The sequence below is a fragment of the Streptomyces sp. NPDC007907 genome (genome assembly GCF_042959365.1).
GTDB lineage: Bacteria > Actinomycetota > Actinomycetes > Streptomycetales > Streptomycetaceae > Streptomyces > Streptomyces indiaensis.
The window spans coordinates 744,123-767,762 of record NZ_JBIBKR010000003.1; the positions used below are offsets into that span (position 1 = coordinate 744,123).

Annotated in this window: 24 protein-coding genes and 2 pseudogenes; 10 read left to right on the top strand and 16 right to left on the bottom strand. The window is 71.7% G+C overall.

Annotated elements, in window-relative coordinates; all coding sequences use genetic code 11:
* Positions 1 to 68: 68 nt before the first annotated feature.
* A complete protein-coding gene (locus tag ACFZDI_RS14835; RefSeq protein WP_391250656.1) occupies positions 69 to 1,370 on the bottom strand; it encodes a DUF6986 family protein in 1,302 nt (433 codons plus the stop codon).
* 194 nt (positions 1,371 to 1,564) lie between these two features.
* Here ACFZDI_RS14835 and ACFZDI_RS14840 point away from each other — a divergent pair, with 194 nt between their 5' ends.
* Positions 1,565 to 2,470 carry an endonuclease/exonuclease/phosphatase family protein gene (locus tag ACFZDI_RS14840; protein ID WP_391250659.1) on the top strand — a complete coding sequence of 302 codons (906 nt, stop codon included), beginning with the start codon at positions 1,565 to 1,567 and terminating at the stop codon, positions 2,468 to 2,470.
* 56 nt (positions 2,471 to 2,526) lie between these two features.
* On the opposite strand, the gene ACFZDI_RS14845 is transcribed toward ACFZDI_RS14840, so the two are convergent.
* The 4 genes from ACFZDI_RS14845 to ACFZDI_RS14860 form a co-directional block, all read right to left on the bottom strand.
* Positions 2,527 to 3,489, bottom strand: coding sequence for an electron transfer flavoprotein subunit alpha/FixB family protein (locus ACFZDI_RS14845; protein WP_234845906.1), 963 nt, complete (start codon positions 3,487 to 3,489; stop codon positions 2,527 to 2,529).
* Positions 3,490 to 3,541: 52 nt separating this feature from the next.
* Positions 3,542 to 4,330, bottom strand: coding sequence for an electron transfer flavoprotein subunit beta/FixA family protein (locus tag ACFZDI_RS14850; RefSeq protein WP_234845907.1), 789 nt, complete (start codon positions 4,328 to 4,330; stop codon positions 3,542 to 3,544).
* A 219-nt stretch (positions 4,331 to 4,549) separates the two neighbouring features.
* Positions 4,550 to 5,041: a flavin reductase family protein gene (locus ACFZDI_RS14855; RefSeq protein WP_234845908.1), complete on the bottom strand. Its 492-nt coding sequence runs from the start codon at positions 5,039 to 5,041 to the stop codon at positions 4,550 to 4,552.
* An 83-nt stretch (positions 5,042 to 5,124) separates the two neighbouring features.
* Positions 5,125 to 5,538, bottom strand: a complete 414-nt coding sequence (locus ACFZDI_RS14860) for a thioredoxin family protein (RefSeq protein WP_234845909.1) — start codon at positions 5,536 to 5,538, stop codon at positions 5,125 to 5,127.
* A gap of 78 nt (positions 5,539 to 5,616) precedes the next feature.
* Here ACFZDI_RS14860 and ACFZDI_RS14865 point away from each other — a divergent pair, with 78 nt between their 5' ends.
* Both ACFZDI_RS14865 and ACFZDI_RS14870 read left to right on the top strand, forming a co-directional pair.
* Entirely contained in the window at positions 5,617 to 6,033 is a 417-nt protein-coding gene (locus tag ACFZDI_RS14865) for a DUF4395 family protein (protein ID WP_391250666.1), read from the top strand.
* A 188-nt stretch (positions 6,034 to 6,221) separates the two neighbouring features.
* Complete coding sequence (locus tag ACFZDI_RS14870; RefSeq protein WP_234845911.1) at positions 6,222 to 6,950, top strand: 1-acyl-sn-glycerol-3-phosphate acyltransferase; 729 nt, start codon at positions 6,222 to 6,224, stop codon at positions 6,948 to 6,950.
* 18 nt (positions 6,951 to 6,968) lie between these two features.
* On the opposite strand, the gene ACFZDI_RS14875 is transcribed toward ACFZDI_RS14870, so the two are convergent.
* The 5 genes from ACFZDI_RS14875 to ACFZDI_RS14895 all read right to left on the bottom strand — a co-directional run bounded on the left by ACFZDI_RS14875 (position 6,969) and on the right by ACFZDI_RS14895 (position 11,598).
* Complete coding sequence (locus tag ACFZDI_RS14875) at positions 6,969 to 7,670, bottom strand: phenylalanine--tRNA ligase beta subunit-related protein (RefSeq protein ID WP_391250670.1); 702 nt, start codon at positions 7,668 to 7,670, stop codon at positions 6,969 to 6,971.
* A gap of 12 nt (positions 7,671 to 7,682) precedes the next feature.
* Positions 7,683 to 8,255, bottom strand: a complete 573-nt coding sequence (locus ACFZDI_RS14880) for a transglutaminase domain-containing protein (RefSeq protein ID WP_391250673.1) — start codon at positions 8,253 to 8,255, stop codon at positions 7,683 to 7,685.
* Positions 8,256 to 8,345: 90 nt separating this feature from the next.
* Positions 8,346 to 9,416, bottom strand: coding sequence for a low specificity L-threonine aldolase (locus tag ACFZDI_RS14885; protein ID WP_234845949.1), 1,071 nt, complete (start codon positions 9,414 to 9,416; stop codon positions 8,346 to 8,348).
* The gene (locus tag ACFZDI_RS14890) at positions 9,413 to 10,159 is read right to left on the bottom strand and encodes an SDR family NAD(P)-dependent oxidoreductase (RefSeq protein WP_391251119.1); all 747 of its coding nucleotides are present in this window, start codon (positions 10,157 to 10,159) and stop codon (positions 9,413 to 9,415) included. The genes ACFZDI_RS14885 and ACFZDI_RS14890 overlap by 4 nt, the downstream gene beginning before the upstream one ends.
* Before the next feature lie 41 nt (positions 10,160 to 10,200).
* Complete coding sequence (locus ACFZDI_RS14895) at positions 10,201 to 11,598, bottom strand: DUF6421 family protein (RefSeq protein WP_391250676.1); 1,398 nt, start codon at positions 11,596 to 11,598, stop codon at positions 10,201 to 10,203.
* Positions 11,599 to 11,847: 249 nt separating this feature from the next.
* On the opposite strand from ACFZDI_RS14895, the gene ACFZDI_RS14900 reads away from it, so the two are divergent.
* Entirely contained in the window at positions 11,848 to 12,531 is a 684-nt protein-coding gene (locus ACFZDI_RS14900) for a glycerophosphodiester phosphodiesterase family protein (RefSeq protein WP_391250679.1), read from the top strand.
* Between the two features lie 161 nt (positions 12,532 to 12,692).
* Here the strand turns inward: ACFZDI_RS14900 and ACFZDI_RS14905 are convergent.
* Both ACFZDI_RS14905 and ACFZDI_RS14910 read right to left on the bottom strand, forming a co-directional pair.
* A pseudogene (locus ACFZDI_RS14905) lies at positions 12,693 to 12,824 on the bottom strand (IS481 family transposase); the annotation flags it as partial.
* A gap of 127 nt (positions 12,825 to 12,951) precedes the next feature.
* Positions 12,952 to 13,491 (bottom strand): GNAT family N-acetyltransferase, encoded by a 540-nt coding sequence (locus ACFZDI_RS14910; protein WP_234845916.1) that lies wholly within the window; start codon positions 13,489 to 13,491, stop codon positions 12,952 to 12,954.
* Between the two features lie 72 nt (positions 13,492 to 13,563).
* Here ACFZDI_RS14910 and ACFZDI_RS14915 point away from each other — a divergent pair, with 72 nt between their 5' ends.
* Positions 13,564 to 13,956, top strand: a complete 393-nt coding sequence (locus tag ACFZDI_RS14915; protein ID WP_234845917.1) for a VOC family protein — start codon at positions 13,564 to 13,566, stop codon at positions 13,954 to 13,956.
* Here ACFZDI_RS14915 and ACFZDI_RS14920 read toward each other — a convergent pair.
* The gene (locus tag ACFZDI_RS14920) at positions 13,938 to 14,873 is read right to left on the bottom strand and encodes an N-acetyltransferase (RefSeq protein ID WP_391250684.1); all 936 of its coding nucleotides are present in this window, start codon (positions 14,871 to 14,873) and stop codon (positions 13,938 to 13,940) included. The genes ACFZDI_RS14915 and ACFZDI_RS14920 overlap by 19 nt on opposite strands.
* A 185-nt stretch (positions 14,874 to 15,058) precedes the next feature.
* Between ACFZDI_RS14920 and ACFZDI_RS14925 the strand changes: the two genes are divergently transcribed.
* Positions 15,059 to 15,820: a VOC family protein gene (locus tag ACFZDI_RS14925; protein WP_391250687.1), complete on the top strand. Its 762-nt coding sequence runs from the start codon at positions 15,059 to 15,061 to the stop codon at positions 15,818 to 15,820.
* A 162-nt stretch (positions 15,821 to 15,982) separates the two neighbouring features.
* Here ACFZDI_RS14925 and ACFZDI_RS14930 read toward each other — a convergent pair whose 3' ends face one another.
* Both ACFZDI_RS14930 and ACFZDI_RS14935 read right to left on the bottom strand, forming a co-directional pair.
* A complete protein-coding gene (locus ACFZDI_RS14930) occupies positions 15,983 to 16,552 on the bottom strand; it encodes a MarR family transcriptional regulator (protein WP_391251121.1) in 570 nt (189 codons plus the stop codon).
* 230 nt (positions 16,553 to 16,782) lie between these two features.
* Positions 16,783 to 18,466 (bottom strand): annotated as a pseudogene (locus tag ACFZDI_RS14935) (FUSC family protein).
* Between the two features lie 150 nt (positions 18,467 to 18,616).
* Between ACFZDI_RS14935 and ACFZDI_RS14940 the strand changes: the two are divergent.
* From ACFZDI_RS14940 to ACFZDI_RS14955, 4 genes are all read left to right on the top strand, one after another.
* Entirely contained in the window at positions 18,617 to 19,165 is a 549-nt protein-coding gene (locus ACFZDI_RS14940; RefSeq protein ID WP_391250690.1) for a DUF5134 domain-containing protein, read from the top strand.
* A gap of 191 nt (positions 19,166 to 19,356) precedes the next feature.
* Positions 19,357 to 20,292 (top strand): M56 family metallopeptidase, encoded by a 936-nt coding sequence (locus ACFZDI_RS14945; RefSeq protein WP_234845922.1) that lies wholly within the window; start codon positions 19,357 to 19,359, stop codon positions 20,290 to 20,292.
* Positions 20,293 to 20,408: 116 nt separating this feature from the next.
* Positions 20,409 to 21,077 carry a phosphatase PAP2 family protein gene (locus ACFZDI_RS14950; protein WP_391250694.1) on the top strand — a complete coding sequence of 223 codons (669 nt, stop codon included), beginning with the start codon at positions 20,409 to 20,411 and terminating at the stop codon, positions 21,075 to 21,077.
* Between the two features lie 249 nt (positions 21,078 to 21,326).
* A complete protein-coding gene (locus ACFZDI_RS14955; RefSeq protein WP_234845924.1) occupies positions 21,327 to 22,013 on the top strand; it encodes a TetR/AcrR family transcriptional regulator in 687 nt (228 codons plus the stop codon).
* On the opposite strand, the gene ACFZDI_RS14960 is transcribed toward ACFZDI_RS14955, so the two are convergent.
* Positions 22,001 to 23,503, bottom strand: a complete 1,503-nt coding sequence (locus ACFZDI_RS14960; RefSeq protein WP_361114114.1) for a hypothetical protein — start codon at positions 23,501 to 23,503, stop codon at positions 22,001 to 22,003. The two genes, ACFZDI_RS14955 and ACFZDI_RS14960, sit on opposite strands and share 13 nt — an antisense overlap.
* Positions 23,504 to 23,640 lie beyond the last annotated feature (137 nt).

The window sequence follows — 23,640 nt, forward strand, 5'->3', positions numbered from 1 at the left end:
GGGAACAGCCGTCGGCGGCGGCTGTGACAGGGCCGGTACGTGCCCGCGGCGCCGGCGGGCGCGAACCGTCAGGCGGATGCCGTCAGATCGCCACGGCGGGGCACCGCGAAGGTCTCCAGATCCGCCCGGGTCAGGCCGGCCAGGCGGGCGACCTCGCCGTTGTCCAGGGCGCCGCAGTCCAGGCCGCGCAGCAGGTAGCCGCTGAGGGCCTTGGCAGTGGCGGGCTCGTCCATGACGTCGCCGCCGGTGCGGTTGGCGTAGCGGGACAGGCGGGCGGCGGCCTGCTCGAAGCCCTCGCGGTAGAAGGCGAAGACGGCCGCGTAGCGCGTGGGGAGGTGGCCGGGGTGCATGTCCCAGCCCTGGTAGTAGGCGCGGGCCAGGGCGCGGCGGGTGAGGCCGTAGTGCAGGCGCCAGGCGTCGTGGACCTTCGCCGTCGGGCCGACGGGCAGGACGTTCGTCGAGCCGTCCGAGACGCGCACGCCCGTGCCGGCCGCGGCGACCTGCATGACGGCCTTGGCGTGGTCGGCCGCGGGGTGGTCGCTCGCCTGGTGGGCGGCGGAGACGCCGAGGCAGGCGCTGTAGTCGAAGGTGCCGTAGTGCAGGCCGGTGGCACGGCCCTCGGCAGCCTGGATCATGCGGGCGACGGTGGCGGTGCCGTCGGCGGCGAGGATGGACTGACTGGTCTCGATCTGGATCTCGAAACCGATCCGGCCCGGCTCCAGGCCGTGGGCCTTCTCGAAGGCGTCCAGCAGCCGCGCCATGGCGGTGACCTGCTCGGCGTAGGTCACCTTCGGCAGGGTGAGGACCAGGCCGTCGGGCAGGCCGCCGGACTCCATCAGGCCGGTGAGGAAGATGTCGAGGGTGCGGATGCCCCGGGCGCGCACGGGCGCTTCCATGCACTTGATGCGGATGCCCATGTAGGGGGCGGCGGTGCCGTCCTCGTAGGCCTCGGCGATGATGCGGGCGGCGCGGGCGGCGGCCTCGTCCTCCTCGGCGTCGGGGCGGTTGCCGTAGCCGTCCTCGAAGTCGACGCGCAGGTCCTCGACCGGCTCGCGCTCCAGCTTGGCGCGTACTCGGGCGTGGACGGGCCCGGCGAGTTCCTCGGTGAGGCCGAGGACGGCGGCGAAGGAGGCGGCGTCCGGGGCGTGCGCGTCGAGTGCCGCGAGGGCCCGGTCGCCCCAGGAGCGGACGGTGTCGGCGGCGAAGGCGTCGCCGGGTACGTAGACGGTGTGGACGGGCTGGCGGGTGCCGGGGTCGCCGGGGTAGCGGCGCTCCAGCTCGGCGTCGACCGGCGCGAGGGAGGCGCTGATCTCCTCGCTGACGGAGCCCGCGAGGCTCGTCGCCACCTTCTCCTGCTGGCCCTGACCCATTCCGAGACCCTCCTCTTTTCCGCTGTACGGAATCAACAATCCGTAGAGCGAAGTTATCGGCCGACCTTCGGCCTGGTCAACACCGTCGTACGGTGGCGTTTCCCATCCTTCACCCTCGATCGCTGCAGACCCACCCTCTTCTTCCGTATTCACAGGGCAAGCGTCATCCTGACGCGCAAGGGGAGGGAGATCACGTGCCGAACGAGGCCGGCGTGACACGCCGCCACGGGCTCAAGGCGGCGGCCGCCGCCGTCGTCGCAGGACCGCTGCTCACCACCGCGGGCCCTACATCGTCCGCTTCCGCCGGCGAGCACGAGGGCGCCCTGAAGGTGATGACGTTCAACGTCCGCTTCGGGACCGTCGTCGACAGGACACCGCGCTGGGAGGTGCGCCGACCGGTCGTGCGGGAACTGCTGCGCCGCGAGCGACCGCACGTCATCGGCACCCAGGAAGGGCTCTACCGGCAGGTGCGCGCGATCGAGAAGGACCTCGGCGAGCACTACGACTGGATCGGCACCGGACGCGGGGGCGGCAGCAAGGACGAGTTCATGGCGGTCTTCTACGACACGCGCAGACTCGAGCCCCTCGAGTTCGATCACTTCTGGCTGTCCGGCACGCCCTACACGATCGCCTCGAACACCTGGGGCGCGGACTGGCTGCGGATGGTGACCTGGGTCCGTTTCGCCGATCTCGCCGACGGGGGACGGGAGTTCTACGTCCTCAACACCCATCTGGACAGCGTCAGCCAGTACGCCCGGGAACGCTCGGTGGGACTCATCGGCGAGACGATCGCCGGGTGGGACCGGTCCTCACCGGTCATCGTCACCGGCGACTTCAACGCGGGCGCCCACGACAACCGGGTGTACGACCTCATGCTGGACATCGGCCTGGTGGACGCCTGGGACGCGGCGGTCTCACGGGGCACGGCGTACGGGACGTACCACGGCTACCGGATACCCGAGCCCGGCGGGCGGCGCATCGACTGGATCCTCACCACGCCCGGGGTGACCACGCACTGGGCCGGGATGAACACCTTCAGCCGGGACGGCATGTATCCGAGCGACCATCTGCCGGTGCAGGCCTCGATGACCCTGGGATGAGAAGAGCCCCCGCGACCGTTCGCGCGGTCGCGGGGGCCTTCTCCGGCCGGGGCCGATCAGCCCTTGCGGGCCTTGATCTCCTCGGTCAGCGCCGGGACGACGTCGAAGAGGTCGCCGACGACGCCGTAGTCGACGAGGTCGAAGATCGGGGCCTCGGCGTCCTTGTTGACGGCCACGATCGTCTTCGAGGTCTGCATACCGGCGCGGTGCTGGATCGCACCCGAGATGCCGTTGGCGATGTACAGCTGCGGCGAGACCGACTTGCCGGTCTGGCCCACCTGGTTGGTGTGCGGGTACCAGCCGGCGTCGACCGCGGCACGCGAGGCGCCGACGGCCGCGCCGAGGGAGTCGGCGAGCGCCTCGATGATCGCGAAGTTCTCCGCGCCGTTGACGCCACGGCCACCGGAGACCACGATCGCGGCCTCGGTCAGCTCCGGACGGCCCGTCGACTCACGCGGCGTACGGCCGGTGACCTTGGTGCCGGTGGCCTGCGCGGAGAAGGAGACGTTCAGGGCCTCGACCGCACCGGCGGCCGGGGCGGCCTCGACGGCGGCGCTGTTGGGCTTGACCGTGATGACCGGGGTGCCCTTGGAGACACGGGACTTGGTGGTGAAGGACGCGGCGAACACGGACTGCGTGGCCACCGGGCCCTCGTCGCCGGCCTCCAGGTCGACGGCGTCGGTGATGATGCCGGAGCCGATGCGCAGCGCCAGGCGGGCGGCGATCTCCTTGCCCTCGGCGGAGGACGGGACCAGCACGGCGGCCGGGGACACGGCCTCGTGGGCGGCCTGGAGGGCGTCGACCTTCGGTACGACCAGGTAGTCGGCGTACTCGGCGGCGTCGTGCGTGAGGACCTTGACCGCGCCGTGCTCGGCGAGCGTGGCGGCGGTGTCGGCGGCGCCGTTGCCCAGCGCGACGGCGACGGGCTCGCCGATGCGGCGGGCCAGGGTCAGCAGCTCCAGGGTGGGCTTGCGGACGGCACCGTCCACGTGGTCGACGTAGACGAGAACTTCAGCCATGGGACTTCTTCTCTCCTGCTTGCGAAAGATGAGGGGCGGTCAGCGAAGGGGCTCAGATGAACTTCTGGCCCGCGAGGAACTCAGCGAGCTGCTTGCCGCCCTCGCCCTCGTCCTTGACGATCGTGCCCGCGGTACGGGCCGGACGCTCGGCCGCGCCGTCGACCTTGGTCCAGGCGCCCTCCAGGCCGACCTCCTCGGCCTCGAGGTCCAGGTCGGACAGGTCCCAGGACTCCACCGGCTTCTTCTTGGCGGCCATGATGCCCTTGAAGGAGGGGTAGCGCGCCTCGCCCGACTGGTCGGTCACGGACACGACCGCGGGGAGGGAAGCCTCCAGGTTCTCGGAGGCGGCGTCGCCGTCGCGGCGGCCCTTGACCGTGCCGTCCTCGACCGAGACCTCGGAGAGCAGGGTGACCTGCGGGACGCCCAGCCGCTCGGCGAGCAGCGCGGGGACGACGCCCATGGTGCCGTCGGTGGAGGCCATGCCGGAGATGACCAGGTCGTAGCCGGCCTTCTCGATCGCCTTGGCCAGGATGAGGGAGGTGCCGATGGCGTCGGTGCCGTGGATGTCGTCGTCCTCGACGTGGATCGCCTTGTCGGCGCCCATGGACAGCGCCTTGCGCAGGGCGTCCTTGGCGTCCTCGGGGCCCACCGTCAGGACGGTGATCTCCACGTCGTCGTCGGAGTTCTCGGAGATCTGCAGCGCCTGCTCGACCGCGTACTCGTCGAGCTCGGAGAGCAGACCGTCCACGTCGTCCCGGTCGACGGTCAGGTCATCGGCGAAGTGCCGGTCGCCAGTGGCGTCGGGCACGTACTTCACAGTGACAACGATCCTCAAGCTCACGCCGGCTCTCCTACTGCATCGTCATTTCCATGCTGCCTACTTGCAGGCAGCATAGGCGCCTCAAGCGTCCGATCCCGGTCGGGGCGCCCACGCCCCGAGCGAAATATTACTCGTCAGTACACCTAGTTCATTCCCGCTAAGCAAGCGCTTTGAACTGTGACCTTCGCAACGCAGCGTAACCGGAACTCGACGGTCACGCAGCCCGGGGAGCCACCCGGTTCAGTCGCCCAGACGCCGGAAACGCCCCTGGTGGTAGAGGAGCGGGCGGCCGGTTCCCGAGGGGTCGCCGTCCACGACCTCGGCGATCACGAGCCGGTGGTCACCGGCGGGCACCCGCGCCACGACCCGGCCCACCAGCCAGGCGAGCACGCCGTCGAGGACCGGGACTCCTCCGGGCCCCTCCCGCCAGGCGGTGGGCGCCGCGAAGCGGTCGGCGCCGCTGCGGGCGAAGGTGGCGGCCAGCTCCTGCTGGTGCTCACCGAGGATGTGCACTCCGACGTGGTCCGCCGCGGCGATCGCGGGCCAGCTGGAGGCGCCGGTGCCGACACCGAAGGACAGCAGGGGCGGCTCGGCGGAGACGGACGTCAGGGAGGTGGCGGTGAAGCCCACCGGGCCCGTCTCGCCACGAGCGGTGATGACGGCGACTCCCGCCGCGTGCCGCCGGAAGACCGAGCGAAGGAGGTCGGGCGTGGCGAGGAGATCCGCAGGCATGCGGTCAGGCTGACGATAAATGGCACGCACAGTCAAGTTCGTTCCGTGATGTGGGAGATGACTCACTGACGACGTCACGGCCGTCACACCGCCTCACCCAGTGCGGCGATCACATCGGCCTTGCGCGGCTGGCCGGTGGCCCGCCGCACCACCCGGCCGTCGGCGTCCAGGACGAGCACGGTGGGGGTCTTGAGGATGTCCAGCCGCCGCACGAGGTCGAGGTGCGCCTCGGCGTCGATCTCGACGTGCGTCACGCCCGGCACGAGGCCGGCGACCTCGCCGAGGACCCTCCGGGTCGCCCGGCAGGGCGCGCAGAACGCACTGGAGAACTGCACGAGCGTCGCCCGCTCGCCGAGTTCCGCACCGAGCTCCGCCGCCTCGACCCGCTTGCCGTCGTCGCGCCCGCGCACCCGCACTCTCCCGCCCCGCCGCCGTTGCAGCACTCCGAAGGCGCTCGCCGCCGCGAGCACCGCCACACACACCACCAGTCCGGTCATCACCTCCAGCAAGCGTTCACGAGACCGCAAAGATTCCCGCCCCCGCCAGGAGGCTCCGCTGCGGAATGCTTGGTTCCCATGGACATCGATGCGAGAGGGCCGCGTTTCGGCGCGGCCGTCACGACCGCCGTCCTGGCGGTCGTGCTGGTCACGGGAAGCGCCTGGCTGCTGGCCTGGCAGACGCTGGCGTTCCTGTGCGGCGCGGCGGGCGGCGTCGGCCGTTCCCCGTACGGTCTGCTGTTCGCCCGGGCCGTGCGGCCGCGCCTCGGGCCGCCGACGGAGCTCGAAGCGCCCGAACCGCCGCGTTTCGCCCAGGCGGTCGGGCTGCTTTTCGCCGGGCTCGGACTGGTCGGCTACACCCTGGGACCCGGCTGGCTGGGCCTCGCGGCGACCGGCGCGGCGCTCGCCGCCGCCTTCCTCAATGCTGCGTTCGGGTACTGCCTGGGCTGCGAGTTGTACCTGCTCGTGCGGCGGGTGGCGGTGCGCGCGGGGTAATGGGGACGCAAAAGCACGAGGTGGAGACCTGCGGACGACGTGACGAGAATCTCGCCGTCGACGGGCACGAGGACTGGCTACCCGGCCGTTCTTCGGGCACGATCTGCGACAAGCCGTAAACCTACGGCTGCGTAACTTTTCCACTGGGAATCCCTTCCCAGGCAGAGCAGGAAGGGTCCGACCCGCCCATGGCAGAGCTCGTCTACCGCCCCGTCGTCGGTTTCGCGCGCACGCTGTTCAAAGCGTGGGACCTCAAGATCGACTGCCAGGGGTCGGAGAACATCCCGCGCTCGGGCGGCGCCGTGCTGGTGAGCAATCACATCAGCTACCTGGACTTCGTCTTCAACGGCCTGGCGGCCCTGCCGCAGAAGCGCCTCGTGCGTTTCATGGCGAAGGAGTCCGTCTTCCGGCACAGGATCTCCGGCCCGCTGATGCGCGGGATGAAGCACATCCCCGTGGACCGCAAGCAGGGCGAGGCGGCCTACGCGCACGCCCTGGACTCGCTGCGCTCGGGCGAGATCGTCGGCGTCTTCCCCGAGGCGACGATCTCCCAGTCGTTCACGCTGAAGAGCTTCAAGTCGGGCGCCGCGCGCCTGGCGCAGGAGGCGGGTGTCCCGCTGATCCCGATGGCGGTGTGGGGCACGCAGCGGCTGTGGACCAAGGGGCACCCGCGCAACTTCAAGCGCAGCCACATCCCCATCACGATCCGGGTGGGCGAGGCGATCGAGGCGTCCCGCGACAAGTACGCGGGCGCCATCACGCGCCAGCTGCGCGAGCGGGTCCAGGAGCTGCTCGAGGCCGCCCAGCGGGCCTACCCCGTGCGCCCCAAGGGCCCGGACGACACCTGGTGGATGCCGGCCCACCTCGGCGGCACCGCCCCGACGCCGGAGCAGGTGCGGGCGGCCGAGGCGCACTGACGCCCGCCCGGCCCGCTCTCAGGCGGAGGTCTCCGGAGCGCGTACGGTGATGTCCGCGCCCGGGCTGAACCTCGCCAGCAGCTCGGCGAGTTCCGCCGCTGCGGCCGTCACCTCGGCGACCGGCATCGGTGCGAGGCTCTCCAGCAGGAAGATGCCCGACGTCGTCTCCTCGGTGAGCCGGGTGCGCGGGCCCTGACGCCAGTTCCAGCGGCGGCAGGTCACGCCCGCGTCGTCGCACCACACCACTTCGCCCGCGTCGGGGTGCTCGACGGTCTCCTCGCCGCCCGCGACGGTCACGAACCGCTCCTCCCCCGTGGCCCGGATCAGCCGCATGCCGCCCTCGATGCGGTCGAGGTCCTCGCCGCCGACGGGGATGAGATGGGCGACGGAGACGGCGTTGTAGAGGTCGACGAGCAGGTTGACGCGGGGCAGTCCGGCGTCCGAGAGGGCGCGCTTGGCGAGCGCCTCCGCGGAGTTGCGGGTGCGGGACGGCTTCGAGCCGAAGGCCGTGTAGGCGGCGCGCCAGGCTGCCATGTGCGGGTCCTCGTGCGGGGCGCGGCCGTTCAGTCGCAGGGCGAGCCGGCGCGCGGCCTCGTCGAGGAGTTCCGAACTCGCTTCGCTGCTCGGCCCGTTGACCAGGCTGTGCGCTTCGATCGCGACGTGCGTGAAGCCGGGCGCGAGGGTGCGTACGTCGTCGGACACGGTCAGCGTGAGCGTCATGGTCGCCTTGCCTCAGAGTGCGGTGGGGAGCGTCTGCCACAGGTGCGGCCGGTCGCGCGCCGCGGTGAGTGCGCCGAGCACGGCCGGGTGCGGTGCAGCATACAGGACTGGATAGTCCATTTCATTGGACTCCGGATCGGGCACGAAGGCGAGCCGTTCACCGTCGAGGGAGAACTGCGCGTCGACGCCGGGCTTGTTGCCCCGGGGATCCTGCCGGTGCCAGGCACCGTTGAACCGCACGGCGACCAGCCCGTGCACCTCGTCGAACTTCTGGTAGCACAGCGCGGTGGGAATGCCCTCGGCCCGCAGCAGCGCGGCCAGCGCATGGGCCTTGGCGTAGCAGATGCCGGTGCGCTGCCCCAGGACGTCCGAGGCGCGCCAGGTGACACGGAGATCACCGGAGTCCTGCGAGTGCGGAATGGTGTCGCGCACGAACTCGAAAGCGGCCCGCGCATACTCATACGAGTCGGTCACCCCTTGCGCGAGCCTCGCCGCGGTCTCGCGCACGAGCGGGTGATGGTGGTCGATGGCCTCGTCGGCGCCCACGTAGGCGGAGAGGTCGGGCGTCTGCTGGATCAGCTGCATGCGGGCAGAGCGTAGAGAGAGACCCACTCCCTGGTCAATCTTTTTACGCTCTGCCGCATATCTATGCAGCGATGCCTCAGGGTGAATGCCCTAGCGGGCCATCTCCTCCTTCAGTGCCGCCAGGAAGGCGTCCACATCGTCCTCGGTCGTGTCGAACGCGCACATCCAGCGGACGTCACCCGCGGCCTCGTCCCAGAAGTAGAAGCGGAACCGCTTGCGGAGGCGTTCGCTCACGTCGTGGGGAAGGCGGGCGAAGACCGCGTTGGCCTGCACCGGGTAGAGGATCTCCACACCGTGCACGGCGCGCACGCCCTCGGCGAGGCGCTGGGCCATCTCGTTGGCGTGTGCGGCGTTGCGCAGCCACAGGTCCCGGGCGAGCAGGGCCTCCAACTGCACCGACACGAAGCGCATCTTGGAGGGGAGCTGCATGGACAGCTTGCGCAGGTGCTTCATGTGGCTGACGGCGTCCTGGTTGAGGACCACCACGGCCTCACCGAACAGGGCGCCGTTCTTGGTGCCGCCCAGGGAGAGGATGTCGACGCCGGCGGCGTTGGTGAGCGTCCGCATCGGGACGTTCAGGGTGGCGGCGGCGTTGGCCAGCCGGGAGCCGTCCAGGTGCACCTTCATACCGTGCGCATGGGCGTGCTCGCAGATGGCCCGTATCTCGTCCGGCGTGTAGACCGTGCCGAGCTCGGTGGCCTGGGCGAGGGAGACGACCTGCGGCATCGCTCGGTGCTCGTCGTCCCAGCCGTACGCCTCCCGGTCGATCAGCTCGGGCGTGAGCTTGCCGTCGGGCGTGGCAACGGTGAGCAGCTTCAGGCCGCCGACCCGCTCGGGGGCCCCGCACTCGTCGACGTTGATGTGCGCGCTCTCGGCGCAGATCACCGCGCCCCAGCGGTCGGTGACGGCCTGGAGCGCGACGACGTTGGCGCCGGTGCCGTTGAAGACCGGGAACGCCTCGGCCGTGGGCCCGAAGTGGCTGCGGGCCACCTGCTGGAGGTTCTCGGTGTAGACGTCCTCGCCGTACGCGACCTGGTGCCCGCCGTTGGCCAGGGCCAGGGCGGCGAGCACCTCCGGGTGCACACCGGCGTAGTTGTCGCTGGCGAAACCGCGGACCTCGGGGTCGTGATGACGACGCGCGTCGGTCTTCGGCGGGTTCACGGCGTCTCGGTGAGCCACAGACGTTTTCCGTTCACTTCGGCGGCGGGCTTGTCCCAGACCTGAGTGATGGCCTCGGCCAGGTCCTTGACGTCGGTGAAGCCCGCGAACTTCGCGTTGGGCCGGTCGGCGCGCATCGCATCGTGGACCAGCGCCTTGACCACCAGGATCGTGGCAGCCGACGTCGGCCCCTCGGCGCCCCCGGCCTTGCGGAAGTAGTCCGCCATGGCCAGCGTCCAGGCCTCGGCCGCCGCCTTGCCGGCCGCGTAGGCCGCGTTGCCCGCGGTGGGCTTGCTGGCCCCCGCGGCGCTGATCAGCACGTAGCGGCCACGGTCGCTGCGCTGCAGTCCCTCATGGAAGGCGAGGGAGGTGTGCTGGACCGTGCGGACCAGCAGCATCTCCAGGAAGTCCCAGTCGTCGAGGCTGGTCCTGGTGAAAGTCTCACTGCCGCGCCAGCCACCGACGAGGTGGACCAGGCCGTCGACCCGGCCGAAGTCCTTCTCGATGCGGGTGGCCCAGTCACGGGTGGCCCCGAGGTCGAGCAGGTCCACCGTGTCACCGGTGACGGTGGCGCCGCCGGTCGCGTAGCTCGCCGCGTCGACCGCCTCCGCCAGCCGCTCCGGATCGTTGTCCGACCCGATGACGGTCGCACCCGCCTCGGCCAGCCTGAGCAGCGCGGCCCGGCCGGCGGGCCCACCCGCTCCGGCCACCGCGATCACCGCACCGCTGAGCGCCCCGTTCCCCATGATCTTCGCCTCCTGAGCAGTGTTCCCGGTACGCCGATCGCTCACGCGGCGATCCGCTCGGCGCTGTCCGCCGTGATGCCCTTGGTGGAGGCGATCACATGCTTCAGCTTCTTGGACAGTGCCTCATAGAACATGCTCAGCGGAAACTCGTCCGGAAGCACGTCATCGACGAGTTTGCGCGGCGGCTGCGTCGTGTCGAGGGCGTCGGGGCCCTTCGCCCATTTCGAACCCGGGTGGGGGGCGAGGTAGGTCGACACCAGCTCGTACCCGGCGAACCAGTGCACGAGCTTCGGGCGGTCGATGCCGTCGCGGTACAGGTCCTCGATCTCGGCGCACAGCTGGTTGGTGACCTGCGGAGCGCGCTCCCAGTCGATGGTGAGCTTGTTGTCGGTCCAGCGGACGACGTCGTGCTTGTGCAGGTAGGCGAAGAGGAGCTGACCGCCGAGGCCGTCGTAGTTGCGCACCCGCTCGCCGGTGACCGGGAAGCGGAACATGCGGTCGAAGAGGACCGCGACCTGCACGTCACGCGCCTGCGGGATGCCGTCGGCCTCCAGCTTCACGGCCTCCTTGAAGGCGGTGAGGTCGCAGCGCAGCTCCTCCAGGCCGTACATCCAGAACGGCTGGCGCTGCTTGATCATGAAGGGGTCGAACGGGAGGTCGCCGTGGCTGTGGGTGCGGTCGTGGACCATGTCCCACAGCACGAACGCCTCTTCGCAGCGCTTCTGGTCGTGGACCATCGCGGCGACGTCCTCGGGCAGCTCCAGGCCCAGGATGTCGACGGCGGCGTCGGTCACCCGGCGGAAGCGGGCGGCCTCGCGGTCGCAGAAGATCCCGCCCCAGGTGAACCGCTCGGGGGCCTCGCGCACGGCGATGGTCTCGGGGAACAGGACGGCGGAGTTGGTGTCGTAACCGGCCGTGAAGTCCTCGAACTTGATGCCGCAGAAGAGCGGGTTGTCGTAGCGGGTGCGCTCCAGCTCGGCCAGCCAGTCCGGCCAGACCATGCGCAGCACGACCGCCTCGAGGTTGCGGTCCGGGTTGCCGTTCTGCGTGTACATCGGGAAGACGACGAGGTGCTGGAGGCCGTCCGCGCGGTTCGCGGCGGGCTGGAAGGCCAGCAGCGAGTCGAGGAAGTCGGGCACCTGGAAGCCGCTGTCGGCCCACCGCGTCAGGTCCTTGACCAGGGCTTCGTGGTAGGCGGTGTCGTGCGGGAGCAGCGGGGAGAGTTCCCGGACGGCGTCGGCGACCCGGCGGACCGCGAACTCGGCGTCGGCCGGGTCGGGCGCGCCCTCGGCGTCGAAATCGATCGACCCGTCCTTGGACTGCCATGGCCGGATCCGCTCCACGGCATCCTTGAGCACGGGCCATGCCGGGTGGTCCACCACCCTGGCCACGGGAGGAAGAGCTTCCTCCGAACCCACCTGCACAAGAATTTCCGTCATGTCCCACCTTCCACGGGAGAATCTCACGTATGCAGACCGTATACACACGAGGTTCCTCCCAGCAAGGGTGAACCCGGGAAATTATCCTGCCCGACCCTGTGCTTCACCGCACTTTTTCCTGTCGGCCACGCTTCTGCCCGGATGTGCCGCAACCATGCCCTCACTCTCTGCACAGGGCGGGTCCAGGCGATACGGTCAGGGGGGCCGTCAGGCCCCCAGTGCCGCCTGTCGACGGAAGCGAGTCACGTCTTGAACTTCCTCACCATCGGTCACCGCGGAGTCATGGGTGTGGAGCCCGAGAACACCCTCCGGTCCTTCGTCGCCGCCCAGGAGGCGGGGCTCGACGCCATCGAACTCGATCTGCACCTGAGCAAGGACGGCGCGCTCGTCGTCATGCACGACACGGAGGTGGACCGCACGACCGACGGCACCGGCCCGATCGCCGACAAGACCCTCGCCGAGCTGCGGGCCCTGGACGCGGGCCGGGGTGAGCGGGTGCCGGTCTTCGAGGAGGTGCTGGACGCCGTCCACACGCCCCTCCAGGCGGAGATCAAGGACAAGCAGGCGGCCCGGGCCCTGGCCGAGGTGATGAACCGGCGCGATCTCGCCGACCGGGTGGAGGTGTCCTCGTTCCACGACGAGGCGATCGCCGAGATCAAGCCACTGGTGCCGGGCGTGCGCACCGCGCTGGTCGCCAGCCGCTACGGCACGGACATCGTGGACCGCGCGGTCGAGGCCGGTGCCGAGACCGTCTGTCTGAACATCCGCCGGCTCACCCTGGAGATCGTGGAGCGGGCCCGCAAGGCCGACCTGAAGATCATCGGCTGGGTGGTGAACACGCAGGACCAGCTGCGACTGGTCCGGGCGTTCGGCCTGGACGGCGCCACCACCGACCACCCGGACATCAAACGCACGGGCCGCTTCACGGCCTAGTGCCGCGGCAGGCAACGTTTGCCCGTGAAGGAGCGGCGTCCGGTGCGGGCTCTCGGCGTGCCGGCCGGAAGCCCTCGTACTGGACGTACTTGGGCTTTCGGCCGGTGCGGCGAGAGGGCGTGCCGGGCGTCGCGACGGGGCGAACGTTGCCTGCCGCGGCACTAGCTGTATGGACCCGCAGGGTTGTGCACGCGAGTGAGGGATGGCCGACCTGCGAGGGCGGTGTGGCAGCGACGGTGGTTGCAGGCGTGGGGGAAGTCGGCCAGGGCTGCGCTGCGTTCGTCGTTGCTGGTGCAGGACGGTGGGACACACGAAGACCTCCGTGCGGTGCGGTCCCAGACAGCTCCACCGCACCGGAGGTCTTCGCCATGATCAAGCCCGACGGCTGTCGATAACGCTCGTGATCAATACCCCCAGCCGCTAGGCGAGCTCCTTGACCAGCAGTTCGAACTGCAGGTCGTCGCGCTGCGGGACGCCGAAGCGCTCGTCGCCGTACGGGAACGGGGTCATGCGTCCCGTACGGCGGTAGCCGCGCCGCTCGTACCAGGCGATGAGGTCGTCGCGCACGGAGATCACTGTCATCTGCATCTCCCGCACGCCCCAGTCCTCGCGGGCCTGGCGTTCCGCCTCCGCGATGATCAGTTTGCCGAGGCCCGCGCCCTGGAGCAGGGGGCTGACGGCGAACATCCCGAAGTAGGCGCTCTCACCCCGGTGCTCCAGCTGGCAGCAGGCGACCATCCTGCCGTCCCGCTCCACCGTCATGAGGCGGCTGTCGGGCGACTTGATGACCGCCCGCACCCCCTCCGGGTCGGTCCGCTGCCCTTCGAGGATGTCGGCCTCGGTGGTCCACCCGGCCCGGCTGTCGTCGCCCCGGTACGCCGACTCGATCAGGGTGACCAGCTCGTCCACGTCGGCGTCGGTGGCGTCGCGGAACGTCAGTGCGGTGGCGGCGGTTTCCATGGGTGTACGTCTCCGTCCTCCGGGCGCGGCTCGGGCAGGGATGAGCGTAACGCCACCACTAAGCTCCGCTGCATGGTGCATGTACTCAGCAGTCGGATCCTGCTCCGCCCGACCGACCCCGAGCGCTCCCGGGTCTTCTACGGCGAGCAGTTGGGCCTCGCCGTGTACCGGGAGTTCGGCACGGGTGCGGAGCGCGGCACGGTCTTCTTCACGGGCGGCGGCTTCCTGGAGGTCTCGGGCCGGTCCGAGACGCCGCAGGCGCCCTCCGTACGGCTGTGGCTGCAGGTCGACGACGTGACTGCGGCGCAGGAGGAGCTGCGCGCCAAGGGCGTGGAGATCGTGCGGCCGCCGGTGAAGGAACCCTGGGGGCTGGTCGAGATGTGGATCGCGGACCCGGACGGCACGCCGATCGTGCTGGTGGAGGTACCGGCGGACCACCCGATGCGCTACCGCCCGGGCATCTGAGCCCTGTCGGGGCGGTACTCCCAGCCCCGGTCGGTGCGGGTGAGCTCGCCGAACCCCGCGGCGGTCAGCAGGGCCAGCGTCGCGCTGTCCCCGGCGGCCTCGCAGGTGACGAGCCGGTCGACGCCGCACAGCCGGAGCCAGTCGGCGGCCCGGCCGAGCAGCCAGTGCTCCAGGCCGGTGCCGTGGCGCGCGGGGTCGATGTGCAGGTTGCCGATCTCGGCGAGACCCGCGGCACGGGCGTGGCGTTCCGGACGGGCCAGGGCCGTGTCGATCTCGATGAAACCGAGGCTCTCCCCCTCGGCCCGGGCGGTGAAGCGGGTGCCGCACGCCCCCGGGGTGCGCTCCACCGTGACGTCCGGCCGGGGTTCGGGGAGCGGCAGGTCGGCGACCCGGGCGATCAGGATGACCTCGGTGTCACCGGTGTGCCGGAATCCCGCGCGTTCGTAGAGGGCCCGGATGTGCGGCCAGTTGCGCGGCAGACCGTAGACGAGCGGGGCGGGCAGGGAGCCGTCCCCGTACCCGATCCGGGCGTTCCAGCGGGTGAACTGTGCAAGGCACGCCCGCATCAGCAGGTCGGCGGCACGGTCGGCGTCCGGCCACAGGGGCGCCGACTGGCGATGCACGAACCAGTTGATCTCGGCGGCGTCCCGGTAGTCGTCGCCGACGTCGGCGTCCGCGCGGTAGCGCAGCAGGTGGGCCGCGGCGACGACGTGCGCGCGCTGCTCGGCGACGAGCGTCGTCCGCTCGGCCACCCACGGGTCGGTGATGAACTCCCCCGGCCGGCGCTCCAGGTCGCCGAGCACGGTGTTCACGGAGACGGAGACGCCGGGGACGACGGCCGCGACGTGCAGGTTGACCAGGTCGGTCAGCTGGTCGCGGTCGGTACGGCGGAAGGGGCGCACCTCGGGCGCGGGCATGGGTACCTCCGGGCAGGGTGAAGGAGCCGGCGGCCGCCACGCGGTGCGGTACGGGGTGAGGGTACGCCCGGGCCGTGACGGCACACCAGTGGGTTTCCCCGGATGGCAGGGAGCCCGCGAAGCGCCTTAGCGTGCTGGAGAAGCCCCCCGGGGGGCCTGTCCCCGCCGCTCGCGGAAGGAACGCCATGAAGCTCGACGCACCGGTGACCGGCGGTCCCTGCTGGACCGAGCTGGGGACCAGCGACCTGGAGGCGGCCCGGCGGTTCTACACGCGGCTGTTCGGCTGGCGGCACGAGACGGACGCGCGTCAGGAGACCGGCGGGTACACCGTCGCGCATCTCGGCGACGCGGCGGTGGCCGCGCTCGCCCCGCTGTACCAGCCGTCGCAGCCGGTCGCCTGGAACGTGTCCTTCGCGGTGAGCGACGCGGACGCCGCCCTCCGGGCGGTGACCGAGGCGGGCGGGTCGGTGCTGTTCGGCCCGATGGACGTGTTCGACGTGGGCCGTTTCGCGGTGGCCGCCGACCCTGGCGGTGCCGTGTTCCAGCTGTGGCAGGCGGGGACCTTCCCGGGCGCGGGGCTGTTCAACGCGCCCGGCTCGCTGGGCTGGGTGGAACTGATGACGCGAGATCCCGAGGGGGCCGTGTCCTTCTACACGCGGGTGTTCGGCTGGACCGTCGCCCCGTCGGACCGCTACACCCAGTGGGGCGTGGGCGGCGCCGACTTCGGCGGCATGGTGACGATGGACGACAAGTTCCCGCCCGAGGTGCCGGCGCACTGGCTGCCGTACTTCGCCGTGGCCGACGTGGACGACACGGCCGCCGTCGTGCAGCGGCACGGCACGGTCCTGATGGTGCCCACCTCCGTGCCCGAGGGGCCGCGCATCGCGGTGCTGCGGGATCCCCAGGGAGCGATGTTCGGCGTGTACCGGGCGGACTACGAGAGCTGAACCGGCGGTAGGGCAGGCGAGGGGCCCGGCCGGGACTTGCGCTGAAGTGTCTTCATCGACACCGCCAAACAGCTACCCCGACGGCAGCTCGGAACGGATCCTCGGCGAGCAAGTACCGCAGGGGTGAAGCGGGGCGTCTCGACGCCACGGCCTGGGGGCGGCTCAGGGCCGCAGCATCCCGGCCCGCCCTTCCAGCCGGCTCAGCAACTCCCCCAGCAAGTCCGCGAGTTCGTCCTGCTCGGGGCCGTCGAGGCCGGACAGCACCGATGTCTCGTAGGCGAGCTGGACGGGCAGGACACCGTCGACGAGGTCGCGTCCGGCGTCGGTGAGGCGCAGGTGGACGACCCGGCGGTCACGGGTGTCCCCGCGCCGCTCGACCAGACCGCGCTCGGTCAGCTGCTTCAGCCGTTTGGTGACGGCGGCGCCGGAGGAGAAGGTCTCCCGGGCCAGGTCGCCGGGCGTCAGCTCGTGCCCGGTGCGACGCAGCGCACCCAGCAGGTCGAACTCGGGCCGGCTGAGCCCCGCGCGACGCAGCGGCGCGTCCTCGGCCTGCTGGAGCAGGGCGGCACAGCGGTTGATCCGCCCGATGATCTCCATCGGCCCGGTGTCGAGCCCGGGACGCACGGCCCGCCACTGCCGGACGACGGAAGCGACCGTGTCGTCCCGGCGGCCCCCGCCCGGACTCGCCCCGGCGGAGGGACCGTCGCCGCCCGCGTCCGCACCGGCAGTCAGATCGCGGGACGGACCCGCTCCGGCCGTCGTTCCTGCGTCCGCGGTTCCACGTCCGGCTGTGCCCCGGCCGGCGTCGCGACCCTCCCCGGACCGCTCGGCCCTGTCGGCCGAACCCGCTCCGGCCGTCGCTGCACCGGCCGCCCGGTCTCGCGCCTCCGGATCCGCCCCGGCCTCCTGCCGCGGGGCCCGTCCCGTGTCGCTGCCCGTGGGCGAGGGTCCTTCGGTCGGCGTCATGACCGTGCGTCCTCCGTTTCTGTGGCCTGGTCCCGGTCCGGTTCGGCAGCAGGGTCCCGGTCGGGGAGCAGTCCCTGGCGTCGGGCCGTAGCGGCGAGCGTACGGTGTCCGGACTGTTCGACGAGCACGACCCGCTCCTGGGGCAGGGCCCGCTGCCACCATTCACCGGCGGCGGCGTCGGCGGCGGCGCCCAGGTCGGTCAGGGCGACGGCCAGACCGCGGCGGGCGGATTCCAGTGCCGCCGTGCCCGGGTCCGGCTCGGCCAGCAGACGGGCGGCGTGCTCGCGGGCCCGGTCGGCGGAGGTCAGCGTGCGTTCGACACGGTCGCCCGCGCGCCGGTTGGTGACGGCCACGGCGGCGACGAACCCGACCAGCGCACCGACCACGGTGTCCACGACCCGCTCCGTCATCAGCGTCCTGGGCTCCTGGTACCCGGCGAACTCCGTGATGAGCAGGGCCATCGGCGTCACACAGACGCTGCCGAGCCAGTAGTTCCGGCTGATCAGCACCTCGGCGCCGAAACTGAACGCGAGGCAGCACAGCACGAGCGCCGGCGGCCCGAGGTGGGCGACCGGCACGACGGCCGGGAACACGAGCACGCCGACGACGTTGCCGACGACCCGCTGCACGGCACGGCTCCAGGTCAGCGCGATGTTGGCCTGGTAGAGCGAGGCGGCGGTGACCAGGGCCCAGTAGGGGCGGCCGATGCCGAGGCCGAGGGACACGTAGCCGGCGAAGCGCGCAGCCGAGTGCGGTACGCACCGCGAGCGGTGTCAGCGGACCCAGTCGTGCAAGCAGGGGCCGGGCCGCGGCCAGGCCGAGCAGTTCGCCGGCGGCCGCGTCCGGCAGCCCGGCCTCGGGCACGGGTCCGGTGCCGCGCAGCGCGTCCGCCCAGGCCCGCAGCCGGTCCGGGTCCGCCTCCCTCGGCGCCGCGAGGGCGACCTCCGCCCGGACGACGAGCCGTTCCAGGGCGCGCCGGGTCCGGGAGGGAGCGCGGGTGGACAGCAGCGACTGCCAGGCGGCCTGCACCGCGGCGTAACCGGCGGCGCGCGCACGGCCCTCCGCCGCGCCGCCGGTGTCGGCGCACCGGGCGGCGGCCCTCAACGCGGCGGCGGTGGCGCGGCGCTCCGGTCCGTGCGGCCGGACAAGCGCGGGCGCCATGCAGACCAGCCAGGCCCAGGCACCGGTCCCGGCGGCGAGGGCCAGATGGCCGGGCACCTGGCCGATGGTCTGCGGCGCGAACAGGGCGGCGGAGCTGACGAAGGTGAGGACGACGTTGCCCGGCGGGCCGATCCGGGTGGCGTCGCACAGCACCTTCTGCGCGGCAGCCAGCAGCGCGCCCACCGTGACCAGGAGGACGGCCCTGTCCGTGAGCGAGGCCGCGACCAGGGCCACGGCGAGCCCGCCGAGCATGCCCAGCACCACCCTGAGCAGGGCCCCGGCCCGGGCAGCGTACGGACGGTTGTGGGTGTACAGCGCGCACAGCGACCCGGCCATCGCGTACATCACCAGGTCGAGCCGGCCGAGGGTCTGCAGCGTCAGGGCGGGAGGGGCGATCGCGGCGACGACACTCAGCGCGGGCTTGAACCAGATCTCCGAGGGCCTGCCGAGGCGCAGCACCCCCGCCAGCGGGAGACGCCGGGCGGGTGGGGTGACGGGGACGGGCGGCGCAGCACTCATGACGCACAAGATTAACAGGTGTTTTACTCGTAAAGCATACCCCTTCACCTGCCGTGCTCCGTCGAATGCTCCCCGTGTACATCCTTGCGCTCGCGTGCGCGCCGCGTGGCCCGGGCATCGATCGACCGACTCGCGAACGGGGAGGTACGCGTGCACGGACCGGCTTCGTCCGGCTGGCTGCTGGTGGCGCTCTGCGCCGTGACCGGCGCCTACTGCCTGGCGCGGATGCGCAGCGGCGCCGAGGGGCAGCGCAGCGCGGCGGGCGGTGAGGCGCTGATGGGGTTCGGGATGGCCGCGATGGCCGTGCCGACGGCGGTGTACACACCGCCCGCGTGGGCGTGGCCCCTCTACGCCGCGGTGTTCGGGGCGGCGGGCGTCCACGCGCTGTGGGCGGCGCGGGCCGGCGCGCACCACCTCCACCACCTGGTGGGTGCCGCGGCGATGGTCTACATGGCGCTCGTCATGGCCGGCTCCCCCGCTCACGGGCACGGCCGGGGCGGGTCGGATGTGCCGCTGCTGACCGGGGCGCTGCTGCTCTACTTCGCCGGGTACGTGCTCGTGGCCGGCGTCCGTCTGGTGCCGGTGGCCGCCGTGGCCGGGGGAGGCGGTGCCGCCGGGTGGGGAGACCGGCCGGAACTGGCTCGGGTCTGCCGGCTGTCCATGGGGATCGCGATGGTGGCGATGCTGCTGACGCTGTGAGCCGCACCGGCGGGCGGCGCCCCGGCGGACCCCCTGGGCCCGGCAACCGCGTCCGCCGTGGCGGCGCCCGGCCGGATCCCCCGGCCCGGCCGTCGCCTCCGCCGGACCGTGCCCCGACGACTCCGTTGCCTGCGTCACTTTGACGCCACAAGTCGTACCCCTGGGCGGGGCCGCGCTCATAGGCTGCCCCCATGATGCTCCCCGCCGCGCTGTTGCTGCTCGGCGCCCTGACCGCCGTGGTCGCCCCCCGGCTGCTCGCCCGGGCGGACTGGCCGGACCGTGAGCCGGTGGTGGCGCTGTGGGTGTGGCAGTGCGTGGTGGCGGCCGTGCTCGTGTGCTGCGCGCTGTCGATGACGCTCAGTGCGGCCGCGGCCTGGCACGCGGTCGGCGGGCACCTCTTCGCCACGGCCCCGCGCGCGGTCGTCGAGGCCTACGCCCTCGGCACGGCGGGCCCCTGGGCGGCGACCACCGCGGTCGCGCTGGCCGGCGGCGGACTGTGGAGCGCGGCGATGCTGGTCCGCGAGATCGGCCGGGCCCGTGCCCGGCGCCGCCGTCGGCGCGCCGATCTGCTGGTCCGGGCCCCGCTGCTGCCCGGCGAGGTGGCCGTGTCCGGCCGGCTGGTCGTCCTGGAGAGCGAGCAGCCCGATGCCTGGTGGCAGCCGGGCACTCCCCCGCAACTGGTCGTCACCACGGCGGCGTTGCGCCGGCTGAAGGGCCGGCAGCTGGACGCCGTGCTCGCCCACGAGCAGGGCCACGCCCGGGCCCGGCACGACTGGCTGCTGAACTGCTCCTCGGCCCTGGCCGGCGGTTTTCCGCAGGTGCCGGTGTTCGCCGCGTTCCGCGACGAGATGCACCGCCTGGTCGAACTCGCCGCCGACGACACGGCATCGCGCCGCTTCGGCCGTCTGACCACGGCCCTGGCCCTGGTCGAACTGAACGAGCACCGTGGCGTGTTCGGGCCCTGCCCGACCCCGCAGGCCCATGTCCCGGCCCGGGTGAACCGGTTGCTCACGCCCCCGGACCGGCTGACCGCGGCCCGGCGCCTGCGGCTGACGGCGGCGGCCGCACTGGTGCCCGTGGTGCCGGTGCTGCTGGCGTTCGTGCCGGGGTTGCGGGCACTGGGGTAGCGAAGGGGCGCGCGGGCCCTTCGGGTGCGCACGGACATGGCCGAAGGATGACGCCGGGTGACGCAAGATCGTCCCCGTACTGGATCCGGACCCCCCGGTTCGGCGAGGATCGCTGTATGCACACCTCGTCCGTCGACTCCCCGCCCCGTCCGGAACACCGCACCACGGCCGGACTCGCCGGCGTCCTGGCCCTGTGCTCGGCGCTGCTGCTGGTCCTCGTGGCGGCCAGATGGAGCCCATTGATCGGCGTGGACGGCGACATCTCCGACACCACCCACCGCTGGGCGGTCGACGAACCGGTCCTCACGCAGGCGTGCCGGATCCTCACGGACTGGGTGTGGGATCCCTGGACGATGCGTCTGTTGTGCGCGGCCGTCGTGGTGTGGCTGGTGGTGCGGTGGGCGGCGCGCCGGACGGCGGTGTGGCTGGCGCTGGCCGTCGCGCTGGGCACGCTGCTGCAGCAGGGCATCAAGGCCGCGGTGGACCGCCCGCGCCCGGTCTGGCCCGACCCCGTCGACTCGGCCCACTACTCGGCGTTCCCGTCGGGCCACGCCATGACCGCCACGGTGGTCTGCGGCCTGCTGCTCTGGCTGCTGCACCGGCACCGCGTGGGCCGGGTCGTGTGGCGCACCGCCGTGGCCGTGGCCGCCGTGTCCGTGGTGGGGGTCGGGCTGACGCGGATCTGGCTCGGTGTCCACTGGCCGTCGGACGTGGTGGGCGGCTGGCTGCTCGGCGCGACGGTGGTCGCCGTCGCGGTGTGGGCACACCGGCGCTGGCAGCCCTGAGCAGGGGCCGCCGGGTCGACGGGAGGCGGCCGGTGGAGGAGCTGGGGTCAGGCGTGCGCCGCCCCCGGCGGTCGCGCGCCCCCTGGGGGAAAGTAGCCCTGGGCCACCACTGGGTCAGACTGTCCGCCCGCCTCGGACGATCCCCCGCGTCGCCCGAGGCAGACGGCATCACCGGCCGGGACCTGGCAGGTCATGGCCGGGCCCTCTGACTATAGTTGGCTGGCAGCCAGTCAACACAGGAGTTGCCGCATGTCTCCGCGTAGCCCCTCGGTGAACGAAGAGCTGCGACGGCGTTCCCGGGAGCGGCTTCTTCAGGCGGCGGTCGAGTTGGTGAGCGAGCGCGGGTACGACGCGACGACGCTCGGCGACATCGCCGACCGGGCGGGTTCGGCCCGCGGCCTGGTGTCGTACTACTTTCCCGGCAAGCGCCAGCTGGTGCAGTCCGCCGTGCACCGGCTGATGCACCGGACGCTGGAGGAGGCGCTGGAGCGCGAGCCGCGCAGCGAGGACGGCCGGGAGCGGATGGCCCGGGCCATCGACGCGATCCTGGGCCTGGCCCGGGACCGGCCCGTGCTGATGCGCCAGCACATGGCGGGGATCCTCCAGGGCGAGGGCTTCATGCAGTGCCCGGAGCAGCGGCGGCTGGCCGAGCTGCTGCGGGACACCATGGCCCGGCACGGTTCGGCGGACGTCGACAGCGACTACCCGATGATGCGCGCCCTGCTGATGGGTGCGGTGTACGCGGCCCTGGTGCCGGGGGCGCCGATGCCGGTGCCGCTGCTGCGTGCCGAGCTGTTCAAGCGCTACCGGCTCGACCGGAAGCTGGGCCTCCCGCCGGAGACCGGAGCCTGCGGCGGGAGGGGCGACGAGGATCTGTCGCGCTTCTTCGCGACCGGGGCCGCACCGGAGTGCGACCCGCGGGGTCAGTCGAAGTAGTCCGGCTGCGTCTGGACGTTGAGCTCTCGCACATGGACCCGGCGGCCCGGGTCGGTGCGCCGGTCGTCGACCTTCAGGACGTCGAAGCCCCGGGCGATCTCGTTCGAGTAGATGTAACCGTTGTAGTAGTACGCCGACCATGAACCGCCCGACTTGATCACGTCGGTGGTCAGCGGACCGCGGTCGAAGTAGGCGATCTCCTGCGGCTGGTCCGAGTCGGTGAACTCCCAGACGGACACGCCGCCCTGGTACCAGGCCTGGACCATGATGTCCCTGCCCTTGACCGGGATGAGCGAACCGTTGTGGGCGACGCAGTTCTCGGTGTCGGCCTGGTGGCGCGGGATCTTGAAGTAGCTGCGGAAGACGAGCTTGCGCTGGTCACCCTTGCCGGTGATGTCGTAGATGCCGTCGGCACCACGGTCCGGGCCGACCTCCGCGTTGCAGGTGGCCGCGCCTCCACCGCCCAGCTCATCGGTGAAGACGACCTTGTTCGCCTTTTGGTTGAAGGTCGCCGAGTGCCAGAACGCGAAGTTCACGTTGTCCTGCACGCGGTCGATCACCTTCGGGCGTTCCGGGTCCCTGATGGAGAACAGGATGCCGTCGCCCATGCAGGCGCCCGCGGCCAGGTCCTTCGAGGGCAGCACGGTGATGTCGTGGCAGCCGGTGGTCTTGCTCACGCCCGGGTTGGTGGGCCCGCCCGGGTTGCCGCCGCCGTCCGGCCCCTCCCCGGGGAACAGCACGGGGAAGCCGACGACCTTCGCTTTCTCGGGGGCGTCGCGCGGCACCTTGATGACCGAGATGCCGTCGTGCGGCGGCTGGCAGTCGGGGTAGGCGGCGTTCGGCGAGTACGAGGAGACGTACACGTAGACGTTGCGGCGCTCGGGCACCAGCGTGTGGGTGTGCGAGCCGCAGGCGGTCTCGACGGCGGCGACGTACCTCGGGTTGCGCTTGTCGCTGATGTCGAAGACCTTCATGCCCTCCCACGAGGACTTCTCGGTCGCCGGCTGGGTGGTGCTGGAGCAACTGCTGTCGCTGCGCGAGGAGTCGGTGGACAGGAACAGCAGGTCACCGGAGACGGAGATGTCGTTCTGCGAGCCGGGGCACAGGACCTGGGTGACGGTCCTGGGTGCCTTGGGGTTGCTGATGTCGAAGATGCTGAAGCCGTCGTAGTTGCCCGCGAAGGCGTACCTGCCCTGGAAGGCGAGGTCGGAGTTCGTGCCCTGCAGGGCGTCCTTGGGGACGTGGGCCAGGTGCTTGATGTTGTCGGAGTGGACGATCTCGTCCTGGCCGGGTATGTCGCCGTTCTCGATGGCCTCCCGGACCTCGGCCTGGGCGCTCTTGGACACCTTCTTCGGCGCGGGCGGCGCGTCTCCGGGGTCGGGGGTGGCCCCTGCGGGCGCCGCTGTGAGGAGCGCGGCCAGCAGTCCACCGGCGGCGGCGACAACTCCCAGTCGTCTGCGGCGTGTTCTGCGGTCGTTCAACAGGATCACTGTTTTCCTCCCTGGTTCCGTTCGCTGCGGAACGGTTCACGCACCACGCAGTATCGTCTTCGCCATGCTCATACCAACAGGGGGCAACAGAATCGCAATGAAGTTTTCCGATCAATGACCCGAGGAAGCGTGCCAGT

What these genes read in the sequence shown, in the direction of transcription:
- ACFZDI_RS14950 (WP_391250694.1), top strand. Translation starts at nt 20,409, where the DNA reads ATGCACACCTCGTCCGTCGACTCCCCGCCCCGTCCGGAACACCGCACC.
- ACFZDI_RS14845 (WP_234845906.1), bottom strand. Translation starts at nt 3,489, where the DNA reads ATGGCTGAAGTTCTCGTCTACGTCGACCACGTGGACGGTGCCGTCCGC.
- ACFZDI_RS14915 (WP_234845917.1), top strand. Translation starts at nt 13,564, where the DNA reads ATGGTGCATGTACTCAGCAGTCGGATCCTGCTCCGCCCGACCGACCCC.
- ACFZDI_RS14855 (WP_234845908.1), bottom strand. Translation starts at nt 5,041, where the DNA reads ATGCCTGCGGATCTCCTCGCCACGCCCGACCTCCTTCGCTCGGTCTTC.
- ACFZDI_RS14925 (WP_391250687.1), top strand. Translation starts at nt 15,059, where the DNA reads ATGAAGCTCGACGCACCGGTGACCGGCGGTCCCTGCTGGACCGAGCTG.
- ACFZDI_RS14870 (WP_234845911.1), top strand. Translation starts at nt 6,222, where the DNA reads ATGGCAGAGCTCGTCTACCGCCCCGTCGTCGGTTTCGCGCGCACGCTG.
- ACFZDI_RS14945 (WP_234845922.1), top strand. Translation starts at nt 19,357, where the DNA reads ATGATGCTCCCCGCCGCGCTGTTGCTGCTCGGCGCCCTGACCGCCGTG.
- ACFZDI_RS14910 (WP_234845916.1), bottom strand. Translation starts at nt 13,491, where the DNA reads ATGGAAACCGCCGCCACCGCACTGACGTTCCGCGACGCCACCGACGCC.
- ACFZDI_RS14880 (WP_391250673.1), bottom strand. Translation starts at nt 8,255, where the DNA reads ATGCAGCTGATCCAGCAGACGCCCGACCTCTCCGCCTACGTGGGCGCC.
- ACFZDI_RS14865 (WP_391250666.1), top strand. Translation starts at nt 5,617, where the DNA reads ATGGACATCGATGCGAGAGGGCCGCGTTTCGGCGCGGCCGTCACGACC.
- ACFZDI_RS14890 (WP_391251119.1), bottom strand. Translation starts at nt 10,159, where the DNA reads ATGGGGAACGGGGCGCTCAGCGGTGCGGTGATCGCGGTGGCCGGAGCG.
- ACFZDI_RS14955 (WP_234845924.1), top strand. Translation starts at nt 21,327, where the DNA reads ATGTCTCCGCGTAGCCCCTCGGTGAACGAAGAGCTGCGACGGCGTTCC.
- ACFZDI_RS14895 (WP_391250676.1), bottom strand. Translation starts at nt 11,598, where the DNA reads ATGACGGAAATTCTTGTGCAGGTGGGTTCGGAGGAAGCTCTTCCTCCC.
- ACFZDI_RS14860 (WP_234845909.1), bottom strand. Translation starts at nt 5,538, where the DNA reads ATGACCGGACTGGTGGTGTGTGTGGCGGTGCTCGCGGCGGCGAGCGCC.
- ACFZDI_RS14920 (WP_391250684.1), bottom strand. Translation starts at nt 14,873, where the DNA reads ATGCCCGCGCCCGAGGTGCGCCCCTTCCGCCGTACCGACCGCGACCAG.
- ACFZDI_RS14835 (WP_391250656.1), bottom strand. Translation starts at nt 1,370, where the DNA reads ATGGGTCAGGGCCAGCAGGAGAAGGTGGCGACGAGCCTCGCGGGCTCC.
- ACFZDI_RS14875 (WP_391250670.1), bottom strand. Translation starts at nt 7,670, where the DNA reads ATGACGCTCACGCTGACCGTGTCCGACGACGTACGCACCCTCGCGCCC.